This window comes from Bacillus solimangrovi, from assembly GCF_001742425.1.
GTDB classification, from domain to species: Bacteria; Bacillota; Bacilli; order Bacillales; family Bacillaceae_N; genus Bacillus_AV; species Bacillus_AV solimangrovi.
Genome location: NZ_MJEH01000017.1, coordinates 19,773 through 43,498, shown reverse-complemented (window position 1 = coordinate 43,498; position 23,726 = coordinate 19,773). Strand labels below are relative to the sequence as shown.

19 protein-coding genes are annotated in these 23,726 nt (G+C 34.6%); 3 read left to right on the top strand and 16 right to left on the bottom strand.

The window, feature by feature from the left end; translation table 11 throughout:
• Positions 1-18 precede the first annotated feature (18 nt).
• Positions 19-738 (top strand): DUF4386 domain-containing protein, encoded by a 720-nt coding sequence (locus BFG57_RS07705; protein WP_245676718.1) that lies wholly within the window; start codon positions 19-21, stop codon positions 736-738.
• Positions 739-761: 23 nt separating this feature from the next.
• Here BFG57_RS07705 and BFG57_RS07700 read toward each other — a convergent pair whose 3' ends face one another.
• Positions 762-1,331 carry a Crp/Fnr family transcriptional regulator gene (locus BFG57_RS07700; RefSeq protein WP_069716903.1) on the bottom strand — a complete coding sequence of 190 codons (570 nt, stop codon included), beginning with the start codon at positions 1,329-1,331 and terminating at the stop codon, positions 762-764.
• A gap of 411 nt (positions 1,332-1,742) precedes the next feature.
• Positions 1,743-2,522: a nitroreductase family protein gene (locus tag BFG57_RS07695; RefSeq protein ID WP_069716902.1), complete on the bottom strand. Its 780-nt coding sequence runs from the start codon at positions 2,520-2,522 to the stop codon at positions 1,743-1,745.
• A gap of 972 nt (positions 2,523-3,494) precedes the next feature.
• On the opposite strand from BFG57_RS07695, the gene katG reads away from it, so the two are divergent.
• Positions 3,495-5,714: a catalase/peroxidase HPI gene (gene katG / locus BFG57_RS07690; protein WP_069716901.1), complete on the top strand. Its 2,220-nt coding sequence runs from the start codon at positions 3,495-3,497 to the stop codon at positions 5,712-5,714.
• Positions 5,715-6,125: 411 nt separating this feature from the next.
• Here the strand turns inward: katG and BFG57_RS07685 are convergent, their stop codons facing one another.
• The 4 genes from BFG57_RS07685 to BFG57_RS07670 form a co-directional block, all read right to left on the bottom strand.
• Positions 6,126-7,742 (bottom strand): alkaline phosphatase, encoded by a 1,617-nt coding sequence (locus tag BFG57_RS07685; RefSeq protein WP_069716900.1) that lies wholly within the window; start codon positions 7,740-7,742, stop codon positions 6,126-6,128.
• 901 nt (positions 7,743-8,643) lie between these two features.
• Positions 8,644-10,329, bottom strand: a complete 1,686-nt coding sequence (locus BFG57_RS07680) for an SMC family protein (RefSeq protein ID WP_069716899.1) — start codon at positions 10,327-10,329, stop codon at positions 8,644-8,646.
• Between the two features lie 45 nt (positions 10,330-10,374).
• Positions 10,375-11,454 (bottom strand): dsDNA nuclease domain-containing protein, encoded by a 1,080-nt coding sequence (locus tag BFG57_RS07675; RefSeq protein WP_069716898.1) that lies wholly within the window; start codon positions 11,452-11,454, stop codon positions 10,375-10,377.
• Positions 11,455-11,560: 106 nt separating this feature from the next.
• The gene (locus BFG57_RS07670; protein ID WP_069716897.1) at positions 11,561-11,878 is read right to left on the bottom strand and encodes a hypothetical protein; all 318 of its coding nucleotides are present in this window, start codon (positions 11,876-11,878) and stop codon (positions 11,561-11,563) included.
• A gap of 444 nt (positions 11,879-12,322) precedes the next feature.
• Here BFG57_RS07670 and BFG57_RS07665 point away from each other — a divergent pair, with 444 nt between their 5' ends.
• The gene (locus tag BFG57_RS07665) at positions 12,323-13,399 is read left to right on the top strand and encodes a phospholipase D-like domain-containing protein (protein WP_069716896.1); all 1,077 of its coding nucleotides are present in this window, start codon (positions 12,323-12,325) and stop codon (positions 13,397-13,399) included.
• A gap of 45 nt (positions 13,400-13,444) precedes the next feature.
• Here BFG57_RS07665 and BFG57_RS07660 read toward each other — a convergent pair whose 3' ends face one another.
• From BFG57_RS07660 to walK, 10 genes are all read right to left on the bottom strand, one after another.
• Positions 13,445-14,959, bottom strand: coding sequence for a DNA methyltransferase (locus BFG57_RS07660; RefSeq protein ID WP_069716895.1), 1,515 nt, complete (start codon positions 14,957-14,959; stop codon positions 13,445-13,447).
• 21 nt (positions 14,960-14,980) lie between these two features.
• A complete protein-coding gene (locus tag BFG57_RS07655) occupies positions 14,981-16,123 on the bottom strand; it encodes a DNA methyltransferase (protein WP_069716894.1) in 1,143 nt (380 codons plus the stop codon).
• A gap of 115 nt (positions 16,124-16,238) precedes the next feature.
• Entirely contained in the window at positions 16,239-16,550 is a 312-nt protein-coding gene (locus tag BFG57_RS07650) for a hypothetical protein (protein WP_069716893.1), read from the bottom strand.
• Positions 16,551-16,750: 200 nt separating this feature from the next.
• Positions 16,751-17,230, bottom strand: a complete 480-nt coding sequence (gene rlmH / locus BFG57_RS07645; RefSeq protein ID WP_069716892.1) for a 23S rRNA (pseudouridine(1915)-N(3))-methyltransferase RlmH — start codon at positions 17,228-17,230, stop codon at positions 16,751-16,753.
• Positions 17,231-17,294: 64 nt separating this feature from the next.
• A complete protein-coding gene (locus tag BFG57_RS07640; protein WP_069716891.1) occupies positions 17,295-17,468 on the bottom strand; it encodes a CxxH/CxxC protein in 174 nt (57 codons plus the stop codon).
• A gap of 152 nt (positions 17,469-17,620) precedes the next feature.
• Positions 17,621-18,835, bottom strand: a complete 1,215-nt coding sequence (locus tag BFG57_RS07635; protein ID WP_069716890.1) for a S1C family serine protease — start codon at positions 18,833-18,835, stop codon at positions 17,621-17,623.
• Positions 18,836-18,976: 141 nt separating this feature from the next.
• Complete coding sequence (locus BFG57_RS07630) at positions 18,977-19,771, bottom strand: MBL fold metallo-hydrolase (RefSeq protein ID WP_069716889.1); 795 nt, start codon at positions 19,769-19,771, stop codon at positions 18,977-18,979.
• On the bottom strand, positions 19,755-20,573 hold the full coding sequence (locus BFG57_RS07625) for a two-component system regulatory protein YycI (protein ID WP_069716888.1): 819 nt from the start codon (positions 20,571-20,573) through the stop codon (positions 19,755-19,757). The genes BFG57_RS07630 and BFG57_RS07625 overlap by 17 nt, the downstream gene beginning before the upstream one ends.
• The gene (locus BFG57_RS07620) at positions 20,521-21,906 is read right to left on the bottom strand and encodes a YycH family regulatory protein (protein WP_069716887.1); all 1,386 of its coding nucleotides are present in this window, start codon (positions 21,904-21,906) and stop codon (positions 20,521-20,523) included. Before BFG57_RS07620 ends, BFG57_RS07625 begins: the two co-directional genes overlap by 53 nt.
• The gene (walK, locus tag BFG57_RS07615) at positions 21,903-23,723 is read right to left on the bottom strand and encodes a cell wall metabolism sensor histidine kinase WalK (RefSeq protein WP_069716886.1); all 1,821 of its coding nucleotides are present in this window, start codon (positions 23,721-23,723) and stop codon (positions 21,903-21,905) included. Before walK ends, BFG57_RS07620 begins: the two co-directional genes overlap by 4 nt.
• Between the last annotated feature and the right edge of the window lie 3 nt (positions 23,724-23,726).

Below are 23,726 nucleotides of genomic sequence, written 5' to 3'. Positions count from 1 at the left end.
GACTAAGGGGGAAATATAGTGGGGACTTTACAACGAAACACAAATCCAATTCGGCAATCAGCATTGATAGCGGGGATAAGCTTACTAATCATGACAATATCGGCTGCTTTCTCTTATGGCTATGTTCACAGTTCATTAATTATCAGTGGTGACTCGCTTGCAACGTTCAATAAACTCCAAGCTAATATAAGTTTATTTAGAGCAGGAATATTCGGGTGGCTCGTAATTATCATAACGGATATTCTCGTATCTTGGGCATTTTATATTTACCTTAAGCCTATTCATCAAGGCTATTCATTGGTAGCAGCATGGCTTCGACTAATGTATACTGCCATATTGGCAATCGCAGTTTCAAGCCTTCTGCAAGCTGTTGAGGTTGTCAGTTACAGCACTGAACTATTCAATCAATCCAGTGATACTATTTCTTCACAAGTTATGATATCTGTACTAACATTTGAATCTGTGTGGACGTTAGGATTAATCTTGTTTGGGCTACACCTATTAGTAGTAGGTATTGTTGTATTAAAAACGAAAACTGTCCCAAAACTTATAAGTATCCTACTCGTAATCGCAGGTGCAGGTTATATGATTATCCATCTTTTATATAGCTTTTTCCCAAGCTTAGAAAGCATGACCTCATTGTTAGAAATGATTTTAAGTGTTCCAATGATTGCTGGTGAACTAGGTTTTGGGATTTGGCTGTTAATTAAGGGTGGTAAAACACCTTCACTAAAATAATCGTATACTATCAGATGTATATACTATAATCTTCGTTTTATACGGCTAAGTGACTCAGGTGTTATCCCTAAAAAACTTGCCAGTTGATGTTGTGGTACACGCGTGATCAAATCGGGGCGATTGTTAAGTAATGACTGATACCTTTCTTCAGGACGAGATGAGATAAACTCAGCAAAATTATCGTGCATTTCACCGATGTTCTCTTCAAACAACTTCCGTGTCATTGTTTCAAGTCCTGAATACTTATCATACATCTGTTGTTCAATCGATAAGTCACCAACAACAAGTACACAATCTTCCGTACAGCTTAAGGAATATTTTGAAGCCTTGTCTAGAGTATGTTGATTGAAAATATTCACTGGTTGTTCTTCTGTAAAAAAATTAAAAGTATTCTCCTTACCGTCCTCATTGATCGAAAATTGTCGTACGCATCCTTTCAAAACAAAATAACACTTAACTGGAACCTCTCCTTGTTCTAACAGGATGGTTCCTTTCTTAAATTCTTCAATCGGTACATCTGAAACTATTGTTTCTAATTCACCTTCAGTAAAGTCTGTAAAACGTTTAATATATCGAATTAGAATATCTCTCATTTAATCGAACCTCCATAATCTTCTTACATTTTAATTATGTTATAGCATTTTCATTGGTTGTGAATCTAACAAAATAAAATTTAATTAGTTGGATAGATACTTGAGGATATCCGAGTTTATTCAAAAATATTCAATTGGATTGTGTTATAGAACGATTTAGAGATTAGCCTTTTATATGAGTACATTCTGTCTCGTTTAAGTTGAGCTGTAAAGCAAAATATACAGGCTTTACAAAACAACATTGGAAATCACTTTAATTCGCTGTTGTGTTCTGAACTCATCTCATTGTGATTACATGTTAACTCTGATCCAACTCATGAAAAAGGTGCCAATTCCTCAGAACATTATCATCGTAACGTAATGGGAACAGGCACCTTTTTATATAAACTTGATAAGGATAGTAATAGTGAATTAACTATTCTTCATGAAATTCTGACTTTCTAAGTAATTCAGTACAGTTTGCGAAAATTCAAGGTGAGATTCTTTCGTATATTTCGCAATCGTATAGACTTCAGCCAGGTTTTTTAATCCTAATCGTTCTGTCATTTCCTTAAGCTTAGGGTCATCCATATAACGCTTCCAACCCTTTTCTTCTCTATCTTTATAAATAGCCTTAATATCATCATCTGAATAATCTTGATACTGATCATAATGAACAAGTCCATGCTTTGGTAGTCGATCACGTGGAGCAGGATTTTCTGCTGGATACCCTAATGAATATCCTACAATCGGTACGACGTTTGGTGGTAAATTTAATAGTTTCCCAATTTGATCAGCATTAGCGAGGGTTGAGCCCATATAACAAATTCCTAACCCTTCATTTTCTGCTGCTAAAGCACAGTTTTGTGATACCAACGTTGCATCAATGGCACCGATCATAAAACTCATATAATTATCGAAATGGACAGGTGCATCATTCAACGTCAACCATTTTCTCATTCGATTAAAATCCGCACAAAACGTTAAAAGAATAGGTGCATCCACAACCATCGATTGATCCATATGTGCAGAATATAATTTTTTCTTCAGTTCTTTATCTCTTGTGACAATGATCGAGTAAGGTTGCATATTGCCACTGGAAGATGCACGAATACCTGCATCTAATATTTTTTCTAATAATTCTTGGCTTACTTCCTTATCTTCATATTCTCGTATGGATCTGTGTCCATGAATAACATCATTCAACTCCATGTAATTCACTCCTCTTATAACAACTTAGCCTTTTATACTTTTATCTTTCTATTAAACTTAATTCAATTATAAATGTTTTCACTCAAATAAAACAAATTTTCAATAATATTCTACATATTTCGAGGATAACTAATTAAACAATTGAAATTGATAACTTCTTGACTATTAATACTAATACGAACCATGAGGCAAATATTAAAATGCTAAGTAATTTACTTTATCCTATTTATAATGGTTCACCATTACAATTCAAAGATAATGTTTATATAATTAATACCTTTCCAAATACTAGCCTAACCAAACGTAGGTTGATATCTCTAAAATAGAAGAAGTTCAAAAAGTCCAGTAAAAATGACTGTCGAATAACTGTGTTGGCATGCTTTTCCGCCCCTCATGTACCCTACGAACGTATACTCCGGTGCTCAAATCTTCGTCACCCTTTTTGAACACGCTCTATAAGTATAAAATTTGTTGCTGATGAAAAAAATAATTTTGTAAGTTTGAACAGTAAACAGATGCGTTCGGACAGTGGACAGCACTATTTTGATAATAAATGAGCTGATTTGAACAATAAAGGAGTCATCACGCCATCCTGAATACCATAAGATGATTAATATGATCACAGCAATATAAGATCGTTCCTTCTCTTTATCTTTTTCTAAAGCGAAAAAGATAAAGAGAATAAAAAAGTCTTGTTTAACAACATCATACGGCGGAAATCCTACAATCATGTAAAACATTGTCGAACCTATTTATGTTATTTCACGAGAAGTATGAATGCATCATTATTTTATTTGGCTCATGTAAAGTATTATTTAAAATCCTCCATCGACAATACATATCGCTTTGTACCAAACTCATAGTCCACTATAATAGAGAATAAGAATTGACATAATTATCAAACTATTCATCTATAGCTATGTGTTGTATTATGTACGACTTACTGTTTAAAAATAGGAAGGAGAATGATGAATGGAAAACAACAATTATCCTGACAAAAAAGAACACACAGCTGCAGCTGGGGGACAGTGTCCTGTAACTCATCACAAAGATAGTGCAATTACGACGACAACAGCTCCAAGAGGTACGACGAATAAAGACTGGTGGCCAAACCAATTGAATTTGGGCATTTTGCGCCAGCATGACAAGAAATCCAATCCAATGGGAGAAGACTTTAATTATAAAGAAGAATTTTCTAAGCTCGACTATGATGCCCTGAAGAAAGATCTACATGATCTAATGACAGACAGTCAGGATTGGTGGCCTGCTGATTACGGACATTATGGCCCATTTTTTATTCGTATGTCTTGGCATGCTGCGGGTACATACCGAACGGCTGACGGGCGCGGGGGCGGATCAACTGGATCGCAGCGCTTTGCACCTCTGAACAGCTGGCCAGATAATGTCAATCTTGATAAGGCCCGCCGACTGTTATGGCCGATTAAACAAAAGTATGGAAACAAGATTTCTTGGGCGGATCTACTAGTGTTAACTGGTAACGTCGCACTTGAATCAATGGGCTTAAAAACGTTTGGTTTTGGTGCAGGACGTGAAGACATTTGGCATCCAGAGGAAGATATGTATTGGGGTTCAGAGAAGGAATGGTTAGCTGACAACAGGTATTCCGGCGATCGTGAGCTTGAACAACCACTTGCTGCTGTACAAATGGGTCTCATCTATGTAAATCCAGAAGGTCCGAACGGAGAACCTAATCCACTAGGAAGTGCCCGTGATATTCGCGATACATTCGGACGTATGGGCATGAATGATGAAGAAACGGTAGCACTTATCGCTGGTGGACACACATTCGGTAAGGCACATGGTGCAGGTGACGCATCTCACGTAGGCGACGATCCAGAATCTGCAACACTTGAATCACAAGGGTTAGGCTGGATGAGCACATATAAGAGTGGAAAAGGTCGTGACACAATTTCAAGTGGTGTCGAAGGTGCTTGGACAACGAACCCAACTGAATGGGATAACGGCTACTTCGATTTACTATTCGGGTATGAGTGGGAGTTGACGAAAAGTCCTGCAGGCGCTTCACAATGGGCACCGGTTAATATGAAAGAAGAGCATAAGGCCCCGGACGCTGAAGATCCATCCATCCGTGTAAACACATTTATGACAACGGCGGATATGGCCTTACGTATGGATCCTGATTTTGAAAAAATTTCTCGCAGTTTCTATGAGAATCCGCAAGAGTTTGCGGATTCATTCTCGCGTGCATGGTTTAAATTACTTCACCGCGATATGGGCCCTAAAGAAAGATATTGGGGTCCTGAGGTTCCAGAAGAACAATTAATATGGCAGGATCCGATTCCAGCAGTTGATTACAAACTATCTGAAGGCGAAATTGCTGACCTAAAAGAAAAAATCTTGAACACAGAGTTAACGGTGAGTGAGCTGGTAAAAACAGCTTGGGCTTCAGCTAGCACATATCGTGGCTCTGATATGCGCGGTGGTGCGAACGGAGCACGCATCCGTTTAGCTCCTCAAAAAGACTGGGAAGCAAACGAACCTAAACAGCTAGAAAAAGTCCTTGGTGTGTACGTAGAACTCCAAAGTAATCTCGACAAGAAAGTTAGCCTCGCTGATTTAATCGTACTAGGTGGAAGTGCTGCAATCGAAAAATCGGCAACGGATGCCGGCTTCGAAGTAACAGTTCCATTTTCTCCTGGTCGTGGCGACGCAACAACTGATCAAACTGATATAGAAAACTTTGATGTATTAGAGCCAGTTTCTGATGGGTTCCGTAACTACCAGAAGAAAGAATACTCAATCAGTCCAGAAGAAATGCTCGTTGACAAAGCACAATTACTAGATCTAACTGCACCAGAAATGACAGTCCTGCTCGGCGGTATGCGTGTCCTTGGTGCAAACCATGGTAGCACAAAACAAGGTGTATTCACCGACAGTATCGGTACCCTGACAAACGACTTCTTCGTAAACTTACTTGACATGGGCATTGAGTGGAAACCAGCAGGCTTTAACCAATATGAAGGTCGCGACCGTAAAACAGGTGAAGTCGTGCGTACAGCATCACGCTTTGACCTTGTGTTTGGTTCAAACTCAGTTCTTCGTGCGATTGTTGAAGTATATGCACAAGACGATAATAAAGAAAAATTTGTGCGTGACTTCGTCTCAGCTTGGGTAAAAGTAATGGATGCAGATCGTTTTGACTTGAAATAAACTTGAACAAATAAGTGGCGCCCAATAAGTATACTTTCTTCTATTGGACGCCCTTTTTCATGAATAGATGCACACTCATTAATATACAAACGCTTTCAATATACGAATATATTGAATCAATGTAATTCAAATTTATATGCTATTAGTCAAATTAAACAAATTTTCAATACTATTCTACATATTTCGAGGCTAACTAATCAAACATTTGAAATTGATAGCTTCTTCACTATTAATACTAATACGAATCATGAGGACAATATTAAAATACTAAGTAATCTACTTTATCTTATTTATACTTGATTATTAAAGTATATAGAAATCTTCACCTTGTATTTTATATACATGAAAAAGTTCATAGGATATTCCTATGAACTTCAATAACCTGTATGTCACTTGTCCAAATTCTTAAAATTACTCTGTTCTAAACTCATTTTCATCAGTATGTTTGTGATACTCATGACTATGATTAGCCCCACCTTCATATTCGTCATTTGAATCATCGTGAGTATACGCTAACTTATCCTTTACACCTAATAAATTTGCTAACTTTATAGGTACTTGAGCATTATCATAATAACCATTAAAATACTGAGCTCCTGCACCTACTGCACTTAAAGGAATTCTTACACCTGTGTGGATTTCAGTTGTCCACCCAATATTTCCTCTAAGAGCAACAATTTCACCAATTGCTAAACCAGTTTTTGTATAGTAATAACCAACATCATTGTTAGGGTTATCGTCAGATTCATCATCCATAGCTTTATTTAAAATTTCTAATTCTTTTTCACTTAACTCGCCTAATCCGAAATCGTTACTTATATAATTTAAGAATGCTTCTCTATCCTTATTAAATTCTTCAGCAAATTTCGTTTGAGCTACGTCTTCAATCGAATGATTTCCTACTAATTTATCTAAATGTAATTTGTATTCTTGAGTTGTTTTCCCTTCATTATCATAATCTCCTAATCTTCCCCCTAACGTAAGTCCTCCTGTTTCATGGTCAGCAGTAACTAAGATTAGAGTTTCATTAGGATGCTTTTCATAGAATGCTAGAGCCTCATCAATTGCTTTATCCAGTTCTAGTGTCTCTTCAATTACACCTAAAGCGTCGTTTGCGTGAGCAGCATGATCAATTCTTCCTCCTTCTACCATTAAGAAGAATCCACTGTCTTTTCCTTTGTTATATAAAAACTCAATACCTTTTCCAGTCATTTGATCTAAACTAGGATACTCTTTACCTTCTTTCGCTTTCTCATCCCTATCAATCACATATGGAATGTGCGAATAAGAGAACAGCCCTAAAACTTTTTCATCTTTAGTTATGTCTTTAGATAAGAATTTATTCGTATCCTTCTCACTTAAGAAAACCGTGTAACCTTTATCTTGAAATGATTCAATTAAACCAGAATCTTCTCTTTTTGATTTTAAACCCATATCATTTTCTTTACCAACGAAATGTCTGTATCCTCCTCCTGCAAAGAAATCTACACCAGACTCGAAATAATCCTTTGCAATTTCATTTGCTTTACTTCTTGAATCTTCATGACTTGCAAATGATGCTGGTGTTGCATGCGTCATTCTAGTTGAAGTAATAAGTCCAGTTTGGAACCCTTCTTTTTCTAAAGCTTCAATAATTGTTGGTTTAATTGTTTTGTCATCTTCCATTCCAATAGCACCATTATAAGTTTTGTACCCACTTGATAATGAAGTTGCCGCAGCTCCTGAATCAGTAATTAGAGTGTTTGATGAGTGTGTACTAATATCAGCTGCAACTGGTAAAGTATGCATTGATAATATATTTTTATCTCCTATAACTGCATTTTTATAATACTCTGTTAAACTTCTTTGAGGCATGCCCATACCGTCTCCGATAAATAGAAATACATATTTGGGCTTCGTAATCTCATTTTTAACTGCAATTTTCATTTCTGTACTATTATTTTTTTCAGCCTCAGCTTGAACTGAAGAAAAACCAACTAAACTTGTACTAATTAGAATGCTAGCAACTATTACTTTTAATTTTTTCATTAATATAATCCCTCCTATTTGTCTAAGCCAATTCTACATTCCAAAAATTAACTTAATATTTTCCTCATGTTAATTCTTGTTAATTACTTGTAAAAATAATTTATAGTTGAATGATTTTTATAACGTAAAAGCGTTGTCTTTCAATCGATTCAAAACATAGAAAAAGAAATAATTATTCAACGTTTAACATCGATCCATTCTTCGTTGTGGTAACGGAGGAAGCAACAATCAGTAAACCTATAGAGCTGAATTATGTAGCTATGAACCAAGCAGCAGCTATATAAACTAAAAAATTGTTAAAGAGTTAAAATACAGCAAGTTTGACTTTCTTTAAAAAGTCGAAATATGAAAAGAATTTTTTAATTGTTCATAACCAAAGTCTCAATGTCTGAATAATTCACATGGTGGCTATACAAATGATAAATCAAAGTTTCTTTTTGATTTGGAGAATTATTTAGTAGATGAAAAGCTTGAGATAGATTGGGTTAAAAAAGCATTATATTATTAAATTTGAGGTAGTATATGAGGATAATGAATACGGAATTACAGAGGAGAATTTAGAGTATTTACGTAATAAAGTGTTAGAAATAAAGGTAAAGAGATGGGTAATTCATAAATCACAGAGAACAAAAATATATGGCTAAGTATAAAATTAATAATGATGATTAAAACCTTTTATAAGTTATTTTAAAAGAGGATTAGTTAATTTGATTAACTAACCCTCTCTTTTCTGCTTACATCTACTTTTTTAATAATTTATTTAGAATGGACTTGTCTAGTATATCCTGAACTTTCTGCTATGCGATTACTTGTGATACGGTTCACCGTGGTATATCTAAGTGAGGTTTTTAAGTCAAAATAACAGCTTTCGTGCGCTTGATACGAAAGCTGTGTTTAATATTCATTCACATTTTTCCAATAAATCTTTTATCTCCACAGAGATTGTAGGATATTCACTCTTTCCAAGTAAGCTGTGTTTCTCATTCAAAATAAGAGTTTTTCCTTCAAAACTTATATCATTCATTTCAACAAGACCCAAAATTAATTGTGAACCTTCTGGTTTTTTTTCTATTATAAAGTCTAACATCTTATCCAAGTTTGCTTTTTCTTGGTCTTGTTGGTTGGGGGAGTCAATAACTATTGGACAGAACACTGAAGTTGAGAACTCCTTCATTACTTCAAGAATACTAAAATAATATGCTAATAATGCTCTAGGTTTACCACTTCCAGTCTCCGCTATTTTGGAAGTGATTGTTTTGTAAGATTTTTCGCTCATTGTTAATACATCTAGCTTCATTAAATTACTTTGCATTAAGTTAAAGTATTTTGTTCTAATTTCTTTTTGTCGTTTCTTATCCTCGAATTCTTTTAATTCTTCTTTTAAATCCTCGATTTGTTGCTCATTATTATATATTTCATTATTTAATGAACTTATTTCTTCCTCCATAAGTAAGTTCATTTCTCTTTTACCTTCATTTAAAATTATGTCTTTTAGCTTTACCGCTCCTTGTTTTTTTGAGAGAATACCCTTTATTTTTTCTTGCTCATGATTATTCTTATCATAACTTTTGTATTCAGATTGAATGCTTTCTACAATTTTTTTTAAGTCTGAATTCAGACTTAATAACAATTCTTTACAAGTATCTTCATCTTTTGCAATTGCAAAACGCTCTGCAAATGAGTTCTCATAAATATTACCGCACGTCGGACACTCTACAGAATCAGTTTGTTCCATTGCAAATTCAAAATCATCCTTTAATTCAGCTATAGTGCTGTTTACTATTTTGATTTGCTGTTCTATGTGTATCTTATGATTTTCTAACTCTAAGATTTTCTGTTTTAACTTAGAACCTTTTTTGTTTAATACATCATAAAGCGATAATAACTCATCAATCTCTTTTTTAAATTGAACTGTGTCAATAGCTACAACTTCCTCTTTTATTTGGTTACTAATTTTTGATATAAAGTTGCTTGAGATTTTCCTTTCATTCTCCAATGCAGATATTTCTTTTTTATAGTTTCTTATTGCTGCGTTTATTTCATAATATTCATTCGGTCTAATGCCAGTATGATAATTTACTACATCATTTCTCCAATTACTAAATTGAGAAAGTCTATCAAAGGACTCCCAATTCTTATTCCAGCTTATATCCTGGTCAATGTAAAAAGGTAGAAGAAAATAAGCTGGAGGAGGGATAAGCGATTCTCCCTTACTATTGTTAAGAACCATTTTATAGTTAAACAATTGGGCAATGAAAGGCCCAATGCCATTAGTGATACCATTAAAAGTATCTATAACATTCATTTCGTCATCAAAAACAGCGAAAAACCTTTCTTTTCTAAGAATAGAATAAGTTTTTCCATCAAGAGAAAACTTAACTAAAGAAATAACATTTGCATTCTTCCATTTAGGATGTAAGTCCTTTGGGTCAGCACCAAATGTCCAATAAATACTTTTTATTAATGACGATTTTCCAGTATGGTTATCTCCCTTTATCACTGTTATGTTTGGATGAAATGTTACCTTCTTTGCCTTTTCCTCTAGAAACGACACTAGTTTTATTTCCTTTATTATCATTCTTTTCATAGTTATCTAACCTCAAATTCCGAATTAGTCTTCTGAAATTTCCGCTCATTTACTAAACTCCATTAAAATTATGACCTTGATATAATATTCGCTATAAAATGAATTGGATTCCTTAGATATATATTCGTTATATACCGGCTTTAATAAATCATTTTGTAAATTTATAATCTGTTTTTCTTTATATGTTTCTATCATTTTTGAGATAATAGTGATTGTATTTCTCAATTTTAAATTAGCATAATTCATCTTATCTACTCTATAATCATCCCATGCCTGCTTTATTTTAAGCCGGTCTGAAAAAGGCATGTTTTCTTGCAAAAGGGAGTCATTAATAAATTTCCAGCGCTCCTGTTCTTCGTCATCTGTTGAGAACATTTGAATATGTTCTTTAAATTGTTCTCGGCTAATTCCTTTATGCTTCGCTAATTCTTCGAAAGAAGAGATGTCACTTTCATAGTTGTTTTTTACTTTCACTTCACTAAATATTGCATCGTAAATAACGCTAACCTTATATTTTGAATCAGGATTTTGTTTTTCAATAAACTCTGATAATTTACCCTTTAAATAAGTTTCTCGATTATCTACTAATAATTCGGATACCTCAAAAAACGTTAATTCAACAAAATCTGGGTTATCTTTCAATTGATGCTCATCTATCACCTTGCGGATAATTTCTGCGATGGTTACTTCTTCTAGCTCTGAAAGACAAATTTTTTTCTTTGTAATGCTCTTTTCTCCACTTAATAATTTTAAATTATAAGTGTAATTCGAAATGAAATTAAGTGATAAAGTATGCTCTGGAAATTGCATCTTGCATTCATACATTTTCCCTAAAATTGACAAAGAAGGTCCTTCCGCTCCTGGTTTTCTTTTTGTTAAAGAATTCAAAGTCCAATTCTTTGAACTTGTTTTTATTTGAAAAAAGGAAACGTTTTCAGGGTCTGAAGCTGAATCATAAACAACTACATCATCGTAATAGTCCATAACTAGTAAGAAGTCTTCTTCAACTTCATACATTTCCATCATCTTTAAAATAGCCCAATCTTTTTGATAATCAAATCTATTTGAAGAACGGGGACCACTAATGTCTCTCGGCTTAACAAATGAGTCTTTTAGTTTATCCATGTAATCAATCCTATTCATTCTCAATCTGAGAGTTTATTAATATATGAATAAATAACTTTCCTCAATTGTATCGATAAAATAGGTCCCTAACAACATTTATTACCAATTAACACCTTTTAACGTAGTAGTAGAGTTGTATGTCGAATTCTAAATTGATTCCTATTCTTTCAACTGTTACATCTTTCACACTGATTTCTTCTAGATATTCCACATCCCACTGATGTTTCAGAATATCATTTCTTTCTTTTAATTCTTCTAAAATAATTATGGTTTGAGATTCAGAGAGCTGAAAGTTCTCAAATCTTTCACCATTACCTAAGTAGTCATAAAGCATTGTAAACTCGCACTTTAGATAGTTTACAAAATCCCTGGGAAACGCACCTTCAATTTTATATAAATCATTGAACATTCGAACTCTTATCATTATCTATAACACCTATACGATTTTTGTTTAATTTCTTCAGCTAAACAAGTTATGATGCCTACCACTGTTCCTATTAAAAAGTATTGCATTGCTATTCCTCCTTTATTTTTCAAAATTAGTGTTCTTCTTCACATAAACGTAAATAGATACGCCAAACGCCACGCCTGCTTTGAATAGGTCAATTGGTGTCATACTCTCACCTCCTTTACCGGGAAATCAAACACGAAAAAAGAGACGAAAACTCTTATAGAGCAACCCTCTCTGACTTGTAAACGTATTGATTGTTCCTTTCAGCTGCCAGTACTTCATACGAAGGTAATATGAATAATATATATTTAAAATATTATTCATTACAGTTTGCAGTTGGTAATTCATATAGCAACAAGGAAGAAATATGGTAATATTTATGTAGATATAGAACTTAAGAACTAAGGGGGAGTACAATTGAATTTTTTCTCTTTACATCCAAACGTTTATGCAACTGGAAGACCAAAAGGATTAATAGGAATGCTTGAAAATGTATGGGTCTCTAATCACACTCCTGGAGAGGGTACCCTTTATTTAATATCGGGATTTTCCAACTATAACGGTGGGGTTAGATTCTATGAAACCTTTACAGAGCACATAAACCAAGGAGGAAGAGTTATTGCTATTTTGGGTGGAAGTACCTCCCAAAGACTTTCTAGTAGGCAAGTTGTTGAAGAGTTACTAAATAGAGGTGTAGAGGTACATATTATTAATAGAAAACGAATATTACATGCAAAATTATATGGAGCTAGTAATAATTCAGGAGAATCTTTAGTAGTTTCATCTGGTAATTTTACTGGCCCTGGTATGTCCCAAAACATTGAAGCTTCTCTTCTTTTAGACAATAATACTACTCAATCAATGGGATTTTCGTGGAATGACATGATAAGTGAAATGCTGAATCAGAACTGGCATATTCATAATATGACTAACGCTACTGACGCATCTCCTGGCTGGAATCTACTTTATGATGAGCGTACAACAAACTTGACATTAGATGAAACCGAGAGAGTTACGTTAATTGTTACTTTAGGTCACGCTGATACAGCTAGAATACAAGCTGCGCCAGGCACTACTGCTGGTCAAGGAACACAGTATTTCTGGCTAAGTAAAGATAGTTATGACTTCTTCCCACCTTTGACTATTAGAAATCGACGTGGAACAAAAGCAACTTACTCTAGTTTAATAAATATGAATTATATTGACATCAATTATACAGATACTCAATGTAGAGTTACCTTTGAGGCTGAAAATAACTTTGATTTTAGACTTGGAACAGGGAAATTACGGTACACTGGAGTAGCAGAAAGTAACGATATTGCGGCAATAACACGTGTTGGTGACTCTGATTATGAACTAAGGATAATTAAACAAGGTACCCCTAAGTATTCTCAACTTGACCCTTATGCAGTCAGTTTTATTGGTAACAGAGGGAAAAGATTTGGCTATATTTCTAATGAAGAATTTGGAAGGATTATTGGGGTTACCTTTTAAGCAAAATTATAGCTGGTATTGTTCAAAAACAATACCAGCTATTGGTTAAGGCTTCCTTAGAATAATCAAAGTTTCATTATTTACAGCATTTTTATGATGAATACCATACCTTTTATAAGTTTGAAGTTCTACACTCTCATCATGAATCCACCCTACAGAAACTGCAATTTCCACAAGGAGTTTTGGAGTATTAATATCAAACCTCTTTCCCCCTAAGGTAGTATGATTATGTCCAACTATCAGTGCATACGGTGCATTTTTTTTAAAGTAAGGTAATAGGTTTTTAAACATTAACATCATATCAGCAAGATACCTATATAAAAGTAACGGAACTGCTTGTCGGCGAAAGCCGTCTGACTCACTTAATGCGTTTTGTAACGTATTGCAATACATAAATAACGATTCAGGTATCTGTGAAGCATTATTTAACATCTTTCCTTGCCACTCTTTTTTTACAGCATTTTTAAACTCTCTGCTCCCTATAAGATTACCTTCTAAAGGCATAATTTCATTAGGAGGGATTAGCCCTAACCAAACTAGGCTAAGACGCTGTGTATCGATATATGGTAAAGCCGTCGCATAAGGTGGACTTGTGATTCCTGCATCAAAATAATTTAAATCTAATACCCCTTCTTGTGCTTCTAATTTTCTTGAATCAAAATTTATCGCTTTGTTTTTCTTTATTTTTAACCCTGTAGTTTCTTGGGAAGCTCTTATGTTATTAACAAACTTATTTATGGATAACTCATATGCGTCAATAAGTAATTCTTCTGGAAAAGGTGATTTACGTCTTCGAATCCTTAAATCAGCAGGTTCTTGTAAAGAATATTCACGTATAAGATTACTTAGTAGAACTAGAAATATATTTTTTAGTGGACCAGCATTATGATTTATACTTTCCCTTAAAAATTCAATTTCAAAAAAAGTTTCTTCGGGAAACCATTTAAGTAAATATTCTTCACGTTCAGTTAAATTTGCTGGTAACTCAAATACTTTATTGGACTGATGAAATTCTCTAATAATTTTATTCCCTGCTTCAGCAATTTTCTCAGCAGGATTTGATATAGCTATTTGTTTCGCATTTGCAATGAATACAGCCAAAGGATTAATGTCTAGACCGATAGCATTTATGTTTTGAAGTGAACATTCAAGTAGAGTTGTTCCACTTCCAGAAAACGGGTCAATTACATTACTATTTTCATCCACGTTAAAAATATTCAGAAGAGACTTGACCACCTGGGGATTAAATTTACCTTTATATTCATGAATACCATGTGCTGAATACCTTGTAGCTTGTCTGTTATTTGTAGAATTACCTGCAGTTTGTTCAACTCTCACTTGAGAAGGTATTATCGTTTCATTTTCTGACTCCACCATGGAAAAATAAGTGAGTTTTTTTAACTTTTCATTTGCAGAAGCGGTTTCGCCTAGTTCAATGTTTATTACATCATTCTCTGAATAAATTTCTTGAGGATTTAATAATGCCTCAACTTCTTTTAAAGCTAGCTCTTTTTCATACGGAAAGTATTTGTAATTATTCCAGAATAAGCGATAATGCATCTAAATACCTCCTTTCGAGATTTAAATTTTTTGTAATATTAATAAAGTTTCTTTTTTAATCTTTGCATGAGATAAATTAAAAGACTTTCTATGCTTAGCAATATTCCTATCAATAATCGCTACAACAGATAAATTATGTTTCAAAGCTAAATCCTCAATTATTTTAGAATTATCATAATGTTGCCCATGAATAATAGAACGTCCAACCACAAAACAAATGTACCCAGAAGAAACAACCACTTTTGTTAGTAATTCCATTACATTATCCATCTGTAATTTAAAATCATCTATAGTTTGATGGTTTTTCTTAAAATAATGGGCTCTTGCACCTATTTCACTAGTTTTAACTTCATTTGGGTTATATCCCAGCCACCACATACGATATTTGTGATATAACCAATATTCGTAGGCATTTGGATAAGGAGGGGAAGTAATAACCATGCCAATAGGTTTTTTTATGTCTGAAGGGGTTACTTCTAGGATACTTTTATTAATTATCTGAGTGCTTAACTTATTTTCAAATAAATTCTCTCCAAGATATTGACTTAATTTTTGACATGCTACTAAAAAATAACTAAAAACATTTTCTTTTGTTACATTCTTTTCTATTGCTGCATATCTTGTATCACTTTCTTGATTTGAGACTCGAACAATAATACTTGATAGTGCTAGTCTCAAACCATTTCTAGTAGTTTCATGCTCTACTTTGTCAATTTCAGAAACTAAAACAGCTATTGCATGCTGGATATCCTCTTTAAACCAATGATTAACATTTGGAATCTCTTTGTTAATTTCATTATTATTTTTCTTTGCTCTGCTAATACATTCTTCAGCGATATTTACAAAGTCAGACTGTAAAGTATTAGTTTTGACTTTACTTATCAAACAAGCTATAGGATTTAAATCCACCCCAACTGTTGGGTATCCCTTACTTTGAGCTTCTACAAGAGTAGTTCCACTACCGCAAAAAGGGTCAAGAACCGCTGTCCCCTCAGGCAAAGGAAGAGTGTCCAATAACGTTCTCGGAATTTCAGGAATGAATTTTGCTGGATAAGGATGAATCGAATGAATTCCTTTGGTTGCACTTGAACGAGTAAAGTCCCAATCTATTTCATGAAGCTTTTCTTTTATATCATTTGCTATATTCATATTTGCACCTTTCATATATTCCTAACGAATATAATCATAAATTTTAGTGAATAACTTATTAACTATAACATAAATTTTATCTTTCAAAGGGAGTGAAAATATATTAAAATATTTAATATTTTACCTTTTACTAAAGCTTTGATTCAATACGTTTTAATATATCCAAAATCTCACTAAGAAGGTCCTCAATCTTGTTTGGATTAGATTCAGCAATTTCAGTTCCCAATGAAAGATTTTCAATAATCTGGTTTGGAATTTTATCTAAACACACTTTAAATGCGATTTCCCAAGTTGTATGATTTGTTAACTTATATTGTTTAATATCATTAAAAGTTTGTATGTGCTCTTCCGAGAACTGCTGCCTATTGCCAATTAATCCTTTCTCTCGTAAGTGTTTTTTAAAAGCTCTTACGTTTCCAATTTTATCTTTAACTTTCTCCACGAATTCTTCATCACTATACTTATAAATAGTTATCCCTCCAATCCAAGTACTTTTAAAGTTATATTGACTTTTATTGATGTTATTATAAGTTTAATGTACCATCCGCATATAGTCAATAATAAAACGAACATTTGTTCTGTCTAATTTTTAAAATATAAAAAGAGCAATCTTAAAAGACCACTCTTTCATAAAAAACTCATTTACTTATGATAAGGTTCCCCCCGATTAATCCGAAACGCACGATACACCTGCTCTAACAATATCAACTTCATCATTTGATGAGGGAATGTCATTTTCGAGAATGACAGGGACATATCTGCTCGTTTCATAACATCATCACTTAATCCGAGTGAACCACCGATGACGAATGCGATTTTGCTTTTGCCGTATGTTGCGAGTTGGTCGAGCTGTTTGGCTAGTTGTTCGGAGGTAAGCATTTTTCCTTCGATTACCAGTGCGATGACATATGTATCTGAGGATATTTTGCTTAAGAGGCGTTCTCCTTCTTTTTCTTTTACTTGTTGCATTTCACTCTCACTTAGTTGTTCGGGTGCTTTTTCATCCGGCACTTCGATTACTTCCACCTTTGCGTACGGTTGAAGTCGTTTTAAAAATTCATTTATACCATTTTTTAAATACTTTTCCTTTAATTTACCCACAGTTAACAACGTAATATTCACTGTTATCCCCCAATCACGAACATGTTTTCCACAGATGTTATCCACATATCCACATAAAAATCTATTATTCAGACAGTTTTGAAGCTTCTACTTGGTATAATGCTTGATTTTCACAGTATTTACATTTTTCATTTCCCAGTATATCTTCACTTATTTCTTCCAGTAGTGGCGCAGTTTGTTCAAGGTCGACAACATCATCTAATGCTAAGTCCACATGCTGCTTGCAACAATAAATCATTAATATTTCCCCCTTATACACACATGTGGATAACTTGTTAACATCTTGCTTTCTAAAAGTTTTCCACATTCTCTAATCCATATTCTAATTCTTATTCCTTTGTAAACGCAAGAAAAGAAACAGGGGATTATTCACCCTGCTTCTTTCTTTATTTAATATTTGGGTTCTTCTGCTAAACGAATTTGTCCTTCTTTCTTCTCTCCACTACGATAGTACGTAATCGTCATTGTATCACCAATGTTTTTCTTCGAATAGAGGTATTTCCTTAACTCAAGTAAGTCATTAATATCTTGACCATCTAGCTGTGTAATAACATCAAATTCTTTCAGTCCAGCTTGAATTGCTGGTGAGCCAGGTACAACCTCAACAATGAATACTCCTTTGGTAATTTCTTGTGGTAACTTCAATGTCTCCTGCCAATGATAGCTTGGAATTTCGGACAATGAACGCATGCTAATACCAATGAATGGACGTTTTACTTCACCATGTTGTTCAAGGTCTGCAATAATTGGTTTCACCACTGATGTAACCGGGATTGAGAAGCCAATGCCCTCTACTTCTTGCTGAGCAATTTTCATTGAATTAATACCGATAACTTGTCCATCTAAGTTAACGAGTGCACCACCACTATTACCAGGGTTAATCGCTGCATCTGTTTGAATAACCTCTGCCTGCCAATCGATTTGGCCATTTTCATCTAAATCAATATCAAGGGAACGTTCCTTACCACTAATAATTCCACGTGTTACAGAACCAGCAAATTGCAAACCAAGAGGGTTTCCAATTGCCACGACAGGTTCACCAATTTTTATATTTTCTGATGAACCAAACTCAGCGACTGTATTGACAAGAGAACCATCTATACGTAATACGGCCAAGTCTGTATACACATCACTACCTACCAATTCAGCTGGTATACGACTGCCATCGCTCAAGCTCACTTCTAGCTTCGTGGCCCCTTTAACAACGTGATCATTTGTTACAACAAAAGCACTGTCTCCTTCTTTCTTGTAAATAACCCCTGAACCTGTCCCAGCCTCAGTTGCACCTTGCTGCTCCCAGAATCCTACTTCTTGAATATTAACGACACCAACAACAGAAGGAAGTGCTTTATCTACTGCATCTGTGATAGCCGTTTCAACATTAACATTAAGTGTAGTCGTTTCGCCAACCTTTTGTTCTTGATCGACAACTGTTCCTTCACCCGTATTGTTAGGAATTAACCCCCAATTACTTAGAGCAGGAGATGCAAATAATACAATTAATGCACCGAGAACTGCACCGAGGATTGCTGGTAAAAAGACACCTCCTCGATTTCCCTTTTGTTTTCGATTTGAGTCTTCATAATCTTCGTCGTAGTAACCCATCGCTTCCACCAACCTTTTCAAAAGATGAATAGATGTTTAAAAACATACAAATTCGATTATAACTATACTCTTCTTCAAAACATTCCTCTAAAAGGGGAGAAATAAACCTAATATTTCGAGTTAATTTATCTCAATTTGTCATTATACATGAATGATTTCAGTTGGAACCGTTGGATCTGTATCACATACTGTAAATTGTTCCCCTGGTGCAAATCCACGTGATTCCAATACTTGAGTTACAGACATACGTGCTAAATCTTTCATATTATTATCTTTACTTAAATGTGCTAAATAAATACGCTTCGTTTTATCTCCGATAATATCTGTCATTGCCAATGCTGCATCTTCATTTGAAACATGTCCAACATCGCTAAGAATACGGCGTTTCACATTCCAAGGATAACGTCCCATACGTAACATGCCCACATCATGATTCGCCTCAAATATTAACACATTAGAATCCTGAACTGTTTTTTTAATCCGCTCACTCACATAACCAAGATCGGTACATAGAGAAACTTTCTTGCCTTCATGATGAAAAACGTAGAACATTGGTTCAGCAGCATCGTGTGAAACACCGAATGATTCAACATCGATATCACCGAATGTCCTTACCGTTTCCATATCAAACACAAATTTCTGATCAGTTGTGATAGCTCCAATTTGACCTTCCATTGCATGCCATGTTTTCTCGTTTGCATAGATTGGCAAATCGTAACGTCTTGCCATAATGCCTAACCCTTTAATATGATCACTATGTTCATGTGTAACAAGAATTCCATCTAGATTATTCGGATCGATGTGCACTTCAGCAAGTAATCGTTCCATTTGCTTTCCACTTAATCCTGCATCTACAAGTAACTTCTGATTATCCGTACCTATGTAGAATACATTCCCACTACTTCCACTCGCCAATACACTAAAATGCAAACTCATTACTTTCTACGCCACCTTCTACACTCTCCATAATTTGTCCTTCTACTGCATTAACGAAATAATTCGTTTCATTATCAATCTGAATATGCCATGTAGGTGCAAAAAACTGAACATCTCCTGAAATCGGAACAACTTTAAAATATCCTAATTTCATATCCGTAATTTCGTTTCCAAAAGTTAAATGATTTTTACGATAGAGGCTTTCAATTGCTCGCATTCCGTGAAAAATATTCGTGTAATTCCCTTCATCACTTACTTCTTGTATATTCTCTAAATACGTTTGTTCATACCCAATTACTTGATTATTGCCATCAAGTTGAATCGACAATAGACCACTTTCGTTATAGTATATCGGCTGATCCTCATACGTTTGAAATAGTAGCAATTTATTCGTTTCTCCACTCCAGCTCCAATAGGTATACTGATCGCCTTCATATACGTGATCTTTCAAGAACTCATGTAAATTGTTCTTAAAATGATCCTCTGATAACGGGAATGGATTATCTAAGATCGAGACAATAGGTCCATCTTGAATAATCGTTATCGTTTGATCATCAAACTCACGTAATTCATCTTTTACAAACGATTTTTGTTCAGCACTAATGAATGGAGAATCAACATCTTCCTCTAAAAACTCAGGATACTTGATATTCTCTGCCTTCAACTGTTCTTCAATCTTAGTTTCTCGAATCCAAGACAGCTGTCCAGTCGTATTACGTTTATCAATGAATTGAAATACTAAGAAGAGATCAAGGATGAGAAACGTTAAAATAAAAATTGTCTTGATTTTGTTCCAATCCAATTACACTTCCCCCTTGCTCACTAGAGTCCTCTTCAATTTGTACCTTCCTCCATAATCCATTGTATTGAATAAACCATACTGGATTAAACTGAATAACTGCCGTTTGATTACCAACTGGATCGAATTCATAACCAATTGTAATATTCTCAAGCTTAGTCTCATCAAAATTTGGAATTTCTGAAGAAATTGCTCGTAATACATCATATCCTGATGGAACATCTACTTGAACTCGTCCATTTTCTAGCTTAAATCTCAAGTTAATAAGTGAACGTGTATACTCATATACCATACCATTCCGTACTTTTTGTTCAATTAATACGTGATCAGTGATATTCTTCAAGTCAAAAACAGGAAGTTCTCCAACAATCATACGATAATTAATCGTCTGCGTAGGGTGATCATAATTATCAATTCGATAATTGTCCGTCCAACCCGAGTGATCGTTCATAAATTCAATACCACTATAAATAACATCAGATGAAGTCATTTCACTCGTTTGTTTATTAACAGGATTAATGTATCGCATCATCATTTCATTTTGAAACACTTCTAACGCACTTGAACTGTTCGTAAACGTACGTTCACCTGTATCAGAAGTAAACTGCTTGACTGATGAAGGGTTGTTGAATAATGCATTCTTGAATTCAATAGGTGAAATCAATTGTGCTGAATACGTAAGTTTGGGTACTGATAGGTGACTAACTGGCAAATACGTATATTTATTTTCATCTATTTTATGACCAAAATACTTAGGGTACTCACTTACATTGGCTCGATAGTTAGCTAAATAGTCTATTCCATTTGTCGCAAATGTGGTCTTCAAGACACTCTCTTGTGCACTCGATATCAAATAGATCGCTACCTTATCCTGCGTTTGATTTGGCCACTTTAATAACATACGATCGACCTGTTCAATCACTATTTCATCATCTATTTCAAAGGCTTCAGCAAACAATTGCCCAGGGATATCTGCTAAAAAGACAAATTCTACACTATTATCTTGTCTTATAAAGGATGAGATTCCTACACTTGAAATAGAATCAGAAACATCTTCAACACTCTTAAGTTTCCATTCGCTCACACTTTCAGCAAATGCTTGGAAAACTTCTGGATCACGCAAACCATAATGTTCCTTATTTTCATGAAAAATTACTAATTCAGGCTGAAGTATATCGACTAAACTACGCTTATCACCAATAATAACTTCTTGAAGATATGCTCGATCGTCTAATGTTTCATATTGTGGCTGATATGTCCAAAGCCCCCAAGTTAACATAAAACTCAATAACACTAGCAACGTCAATACGAGTGATTTGGCCTGCTCTAAACTCATTGTTCTTCAACCTCACTATATATTCCTAATGGTAAAGTGAAGAAGATCGCAGTCCCTTCTCCTTCTACACTTTCTGCCCAAACCTTCCCACCGTGTAATTCAATAATTTCTTTGGCGATCGCAAGGCCTAGACCTGTTCCTCCCATTTTTCGTGAACGTGCCTTATCAACACGGTAGAATCGTTCGAACACTTTGGTAAGGTTTTCTTTCGGAATACCCATGCCCTCATCTCGAACACAAACCTTCAACATTTTCTCGTCTGCTTCCAAAGTGAAACAAACAGTACCTCCTTTTGGAGAATACTTCAAAGCATTTGAAATAATATTATCTAACACTTGCGTTAGCTTGTCCTGATCAATCGTTACTTGTACTGAAGTGGCTTTGAATTCTTTCTTGAACTTCACATTTTGTGCTTTCGTCATTTCAAATCTTTCTATTACTTGCTCAAATAAGGACGCAAAATCTACCTTTTTGAAATCCATATGATAATCTTTACTGTCTAGTTTTGATAGCTGTAATAGCGCATTTACAAGTCTAATCATTCGTTCTGTTTCATTTTGTGTTACATCTAGAAATCTCGGTGCGATATTCTCATTCTTCCAAGCCCCATCAGTCAGTGCTTCCAAATAACTACGCATTGTTGTAAGTGGCGTCCTTAATTCGTGTGAAACATTAGCAACAAATTCTCTTCGCTCTTGCTCGATTTTCTCTTGTTCTGTTACATCTTGTAAAACAGTTATATATCCATTTAACTCATTATCTTTCAAAATAGGTGAAAAATTGGCTCGTAATATATATGGTTTATTGCGTTTACTCAAATCTATCAAAATCGATTGATTCTCTTCATCTAACTCCGTGATTACAACCTCATCATCGAGTCCTAACACTTCACTAACAGTCTTTCCAAAAATTGTTTCACGTGAAACACCAATCATATCTACTGCTGGATCGTTAACTAGTATAATGACTCCGTCTCGATCAGTAGCTAATAATCCATCACTCATATGTTCAAGAACAGATGTGAGCTTCCTACGCTCATCTTCCGTTGTTGCCTGTGCATCCTGAAGCTTAAGCGTTAATTCATTAAACGTAATCGCTAGCTGACCAATTTCATCATCACTATATACTCGTACATTCCGAGAAAAATCACCCTCAGACATTACTAAAGCTTGTTTTTGCATATCAGAAATAGGTCTCGTTATTGCTCTAGCTAATAACACTCCAAGTACTACGGTGATTAATAGCGCAAGGAACGTACCAGCAGAGAAGATACCATTAATATCACGCATCTGTTCATACACTTGTTCCATCGATGCTTCTACGTAGATAACGCCTTCGGTTTCCGAAGACGTTTTAATCGGTACAATTAGTACCCACATCCGATGCCCGTTAATTGGGTCCACGAGTACTTGTTTAGACTCTGTCCCAGATAATAACGTTTGTTTAACACGAATTTCCGTCGTTCGTTTACCAATAATCCCTTGATTACTCACATTAGACGTACTCATGACCTTACCTTTATCATCAATCACTTGTATCTCAGAAATATCGTCAGAAGAATAATCTCGCAATAGTTGATGAATTCCTTCTTCTATCGTAGGAAGTTCGTCTTCATTTACCTTACTAAATTCTTTCTCAACACTATATGCTAATAATTGCACACGGCTATTTACTGAGTTGGTAAAATTGGTGACCAGATGTTCTTCAAGCTTTTGTACAAAATAAACACCAATAATCTGCATTGCAAGCAGAATTAATAGTACGTAGATAAGAATGAACTTCAAGTGAACGGATTTAAACAAACCAACTTTCTTCATTCA

Coding starts and splice junctions, on each gene's coding strand:
- BFG57_RS07700 (WP_069716903.1), bottom strand. CDS start 1,331: ATGAGAGATATTCTAATTCGATATATTAAACGTTTTACAGACTTTACT.
- BFG57_RS07695 (WP_069716902.1), bottom strand. CDS start 2,522: ATGGAGTTGAATGATGTTATTCATGGACACAGATCCATACGAGAATAT.
- katG (WP_069716901.1), top strand. CDS start 3,495: ATGGAAAACAACAATTATCCTGACAAAAAAGAACACACAGCTGCAGCT.
- BFG57_RS07685 (WP_069716900.1), bottom strand. CDS start 7,742: ATGAAAAAATTAAAAGTAATAGTTGCTAGCATTCTAATTAGTACAAGT.
- BFG57_RS07680 (WP_069716899.1), bottom strand. CDS start 10,329: ATGAAAAGAATGATAATAAAGGAAATAAAACTAGTGTCGTTTCTAGAG.
- BFG57_RS07675 (WP_069716898.1), bottom strand. CDS start 11,454: ATGGATAAACTAAAAGACTCATTTGTTAAGCCGAGAGACATTAGTGGT.
- BFG57_RS07670 (WP_069716897.1), bottom strand. CDS start 11,878: ATGATAAGAGTTCGAATGTTCAATGATTTATATAAAATTGAAGGTGCG.
- BFG57_RS07660 (WP_069716895.1), bottom strand. CDS start 14,959: ATGCATTATCGCTTATTCTGGAATAATTACAAATACTTTCCGTATGAA.
- BFG57_RS07655 (WP_069716894.1), bottom strand. CDS start 16,123: ATGAAAGGTGCAAATATGAATATAGCAAATGATATAAAAGAAAAGCTT.
- BFG57_RS07640 (WP_069716891.1), bottom strand. CDS start 17,468: ATGATTTATTGTTGCAAGCAGCATGTGGACTTAGCATTAGATGATGTT.
- BFG57_RS07635 (WP_069716890.1), bottom strand. CDS start 18,835: ATGGGTTACTACGACGAAGATTATGAAGACTCAAATCGAAAACAAAAG.
- BFG57_RS07630 (WP_069716889.1), bottom strand. CDS start 19,771: ATGAGTTTGCATTTTAGTGTATTGGCGAGTGGAAGTAGTGGGAATGTA.
- BFG57_RS07620 (WP_069716887.1), bottom strand. CDS start 21,906: ATGAGTTTAGAGCAGGCCAAATCACTCGTATTGACGTTGCTAGTGTTA.
- walK (WP_069716886.1), bottom strand. CDS start 23,723: ATGAAGAAAGTTGGTTTGTTTAAATCCGTTCACTTGAAGTTCATTCTT.